General features: G+C 70.1%; 1 pseudogene. It reads left to right on the forward strand.

The annotated features are described in order from the left end of the window. Positions 1–670: pseudogene (locus IH50_RS38435) on the forward strand (ketoacyl-synthetase C-terminal extension domain-containing protein); the annotation flags it as partial.

A 670-nucleotide genomic window follows, 5' to 3' on the forward strand; every position in this document is an offset into this window, starting at 1 on the left:
GGGTTGACGGCGCCGAACGGTCCGTCGCAGCAGCGGGTGATCCGGCAGGCGCTGGCCAGTGGCGGGCTGTCGGCCGGTGACGTGGACGTCGTCGAGGCGCATGGCACGGGTACGACGTTGGGTGACCCGATCGAGGCGCAGGCGCTGCTGGCCACCTACGGTCAGGAGCGTCCGGCCGACCGGCCGTTGCGGCTGGGGTCGGTGAAGTCGAACCTGGGTCACACGCAGGCGGCGGGTGTGGCCGGTGTGATCAAGATGGTGATGGCGATGCGGCACGGTGTGCTGCCGCGGACGCTGCATGTGGATGCGCCGTCGTCGCATGTGGACTGGTCGGCGGGTGCGGTGGAGGGTGGAGCTGCTGACCGAACCGGTGGAATGGGAGGGCGGGGGGCGTCCGCGCCGGGCGGGTGTGTCCTCATTCGGCATCAGCGGCACCAACGCCCACGTCATCCTCGAACAGCCCGAATTCGCGGGCGAAAGTGTCTCGGTGGCAATCGACGCCGACGACACCGAAACGGTCGTTCTGATGCCGTGGGTCCTCTCCGGTAAGAGTGAGGCCGCGCTGCGTGCGCAGGCCGAGCGGTTGCGGGAGTTCGTGGCGGGCGCCGGGATCCGTGGCGTGGACCTCGGGTTCTCGCTGGCGACGCAGCGGTCCGTGTTCGAGCACCGG

The sequence above is a fragment of the Streptomyces sp. NRRL S-37 genome (genome assembly GCF_000721605.1).
In the GTDB taxonomy this organism is placed as follows: Bacteria; Actinomycetota; Actinomycetes; order Streptomycetales; family Streptomycetaceae; genus Streptomyces.